Annotated in this window: 3 protein-coding genes; all 3 read left to right on the top strand. The window is 52.8% G+C overall.

From position 1 onward, the window contains the following. The first annotated feature begins 71 nt into the window (after nucleotides 1–71). A complete protein-coding gene (locus QZT80_RS12145) occupies nucleotides 72–635 on the top strand; it encodes a sigma-70 family RNA polymerase sigma factor (RefSeq protein ID WP_295122103.1) in 564 nt (187 codons plus the stop codon). Nucleotides 636–703: 68 nt separating this feature from the next. After that, the gene (locus tag QZT80_RS12150; protein WP_295122105.1) at nucleotides 704–1870 is read left to right on the top strand and encodes a FecR family protein; all 1167 of its coding nucleotides are present in this window, start codon (nucleotides 704–706) and stop codon (nucleotides 1868–1870) included. Nucleotides 1871–2107: 237 nt separating this feature from the next. Beyond that, on the top strand, nucleotides 2108–3566 hold a 1459-nt coding region (locus QZT80_RS12155; protein WP_295122107.1), incomplete at its 3' end, for a SusC/RagA family TonB-linked outer membrane protein.

Below are 3566 nucleotides of genomic sequence, written 5' to 3' on the forward strand. Positions count from 1 at the left end.
CCCCCAATACCAATCAAAATCTATTTCAACCATTCGTTCCCCCGCCAATAATACACCTTTAAACACCTCTATTGAACGACGGACAACCAATGCTCTTCCAACGCATCGCCGCCGGCGACGAAGCCGCCTTCAGCGACCTCGTTGAACTGTACGCCCCCCGCCTCCAGGCCATGGCCTCCCGCATCACCGGCTCCGTCGCCATAGCAGACGACCTCGTGCAGGACACGTTCCTGAAAGTATGGCTCTCCCGCGACCAGTTGCCCGATATTACCCACCCGGCCGCCTGGATCAAAAAGATATGCTTCAACAGCGCCATCAACCACGTTCGCCGGCAAACTATCCACGACAAAGTGATAGACGGCCTTCAAAAAGACCACAACGCGATAGATACTATAGAGTTCCGCCAACTCCTCGCCATGGTAAACACCGCCGTACAGCAACTCCCGGACAAACAACGGGAGGTATATCGCCTGAGCCGCGAACAGGGACTGAGTATCAGCCAGATCGCGGAACATATGCACCTGGCCGTTAGTACGGTCAAAAACCTGATGGTAATGGCGCTCAGGAACATCCGGGGCGCGCTTCAAAAAGGCGGTTACCTGCTGCTTTTATTACACTTCTTTTCCCAACGCTAAAAAAACTTTGCCTTTTTTCGGTACCAGTCGTCTTTTCGATTGTCTGGTATAGATAGGGAACGATTTATATGGAACCAAACGCCCGATTAACATATTTACTGGAACGCCTGGCCAGCCACACGGCTACGGCCGCGGAACTGGACGAGCTTACTGCCCTGGTAGAGCGCGACGGCCTGATCGACGATGCGGAAAGCTGGCTGGAAGCCCATAGCCAGCAGCAGCTTCCCTCCTACAGCGCCCAACAGTGGCGGCAGGTGGCCGATCAGATACTACAGTCGGATAAACCACCCATTACAACGCGCGTTCACTACCTCCATAGATGGTGGTGGGCAGCAGCAGCGGTGGTACTGATGGCGGCAGGTGCCTGGTATTTTAACCGGAACAACCCACAGCCGGTGCGCCAGATGGTGCGCAATGCTTCACAGGACGTGCCGCCGGGGCAAACGGGCGCGGTGCTTACGCTGGCCGATGGTTCACAACTGGTGCTGGATAGCGCAGGTAATGGCGTGGTTACGCGGCAGAACGGCGCAAAGGTGGTACTGCAAAACGGCGATCTGCAATACACGCCCGAACAGGCAACTGGCGCCGCAGCCTACAATACGATTACCACGGCCAAAGGACGGCAGTTTAATATTATCCTGCCCGACGGATCGAAGGTATGGCTCAATGCGGGCAGTTCGCTGCGGTTTCCCGTAGCGTTTAACGGGGCCGACAGAGCGGTGGAATTTACAGGTGAGGCGTACTTCGAGGTAGCTGCCAACGCCCGCCAGCCGTTCCGGGTAAAGGTGCCGGGGCGCATAGACCTGGAAGTACTGGGCACGGCCTTCAACATCAACGCCTATACTAACGATCGTAATAGTTATACCACGCTGGTAAATGGCGCGGTAAAAATATCGCCGGCAGGCAAAACCAGTGGCACGGTGGTGTTGAAGCCGGGCGAGCAATTGCTGGCTACGGGCAGCAGCTTCGATGTAATGGGTAACGCAAACGTGGAAAAAGCCATCGCCTGGAAAAACGGCTTGTTTAACTTCGACGGGGTGGGCCTGAAAGATATGATGCGCCAGCTGGAACGCTGGTACGACCTGGAAGTGGTGTACGAAGGCAATGTGCCTGACATCGTGTTTTTTGGAGAGATGAGCCGCAAACTGAAATTATCTGATGTACTGAACGGGCTGGAGCGATCGGACGTGCACTTCCGGCTGGAAGAGGGCCGTAAGCTGATCGTGATGCCATAATATATGCCTTAATTGTCAACTGAAATATGCAATAAAAAGTATCAACTAAGATCGGGCTGACCAGGCAAAGAAAAACCGGAAGTGGTGCAAACACTCCCGGAATATTGCTGGTCGCTATTAAAACGGGTTTCGAGACCTTCATTTTTAACAACCAAACGTTGCAAATCTATGCAAAAAACAGCTTACTGGAGCCGTAGGGGTGTGCCATGCCGGCTTCCAGCCAAAATGCTTCGGATTATGAAATTAACGAGTGCACTACTACTCCTTTTCTGTTTACATGTGTCAGCCAACACCTTTTCTCAATCGATCACCTTTTCGGGAAGAGGCATACCTATGAAACAGGTATTCGCCGCTATTAAAAAACAAACCGGGTATGTGGTATGGGGTAAATCGGAACTGCTCCAAAAAGCGGATGCGGTATCGGTGTCTGTACAAAACATGCCGTTACTGAGTTTCCTGGACCTCATCGTTAAAAATCAGCCTTTCAGTTACAAGGTAACGGACAATACGATTTTCCTGTATAATGATAACGATGCCGCTATTGCAAAAGCTACGCCGCTGGCGGGACGTGTAACCGATAGCCTGGGCGTACCGCTGATCGGTGCTACCGTAATAGTAACAGGCGGCGGCCGGTCGGCCATTACCGATATGAACGGTACCTTTTCCCTGCCAGTAGATGCGGGTAATGTACTACGCATCAGCTTTATTGGTTATCAACCTAAAGAAATTAAGGTGACCAATGCTATGTTACAGGATGGCAACATCGGCACGATCATACTGGCCCACATTGCTGCTAACCTGGCCGAACTGAATGTAACCGCTAATACCGGTTACCAGTCGATCCCGAAAGAACGTGCTACCGGCTCGTTTGGCGTGATTACGGAAGCCACACTGGGTGCCAGGATGGAAACCAGCATCATGGACCGCCTGGAAGGCACGGTGCCGGGGCTTTTCATGCAGAACGGCACGCCTACCGTGCGCGGCCTGTCTACTTTATACGGCAACCAGCAACCATTATACGTGGTAGATGGATTTCCGTATGAAGGAGATCTCAACTACATAAACCCGGCCGACGTAGTCAACGTCACTGTGATGAAAGATGCGGCAGCAGCTTCCATTTACGGTACCCGTGCGGCTAATGGCGTTATCTCCATCACCACCCGCCACGGCAGCAGCCGTAAACCGGTGGTTACGTTCAGCAGCGGCGTATTTTTCACTCCCAAACCCGACGCCGGTTATATGAACCTGCTCAACTCCTCCCAGATGGTGGATTTGCAGCAGGAACTCTTTAACACCTGGCATCCCGGCTTCAGCGATGGCATCAGGCGTACGGGCAACACAAAAGTGCTGCAGGCCTTGTATGACCAGGAACAGGGCTACATTACCCAGGCACAACTGGATTCGACCCTGGCAAGGCTCAAAACGTATGACGGGCAAAGCCAGGTGGAAGACCTGTTCATGCGCAACCAGGTTAAACAACGCCATGCCTTTTCGGCCAGCGGCGGCAACGATATACATCAATATAATGTAATGATGAACTATACCGGCAATACCGGGTATGGTTTGAAAACGAGCAGCGACGACATCAACGTGGGACTGAAAGACCGCGTAAAAGTGTTCCGCTGGCTGGATGCGGAGATCGGCGCTAACACTAACATCCGCAAGGGAAAATACCAACCGGAAAGCCCGGAATCGT

It is taken from the genome of uncultured Chitinophaga sp., from assembly GCF_902168175.1.
In the GTDB taxonomy this organism is placed as follows: domain Bacteria; phylum Bacteroidota; class Bacteroidia; order Chitinophagales; family Chitinophagaceae; genus Chitinophaga.

What these genes read in the sequence shown, in the direction of transcription:
- QZT80_RS12150 (WP_295122105.1), top strand. Translation starts at nt 704, where the DNA reads ATGGAACCAAACGCCCGATTAACATATTTACTGGAACGCCTGGCCAGC.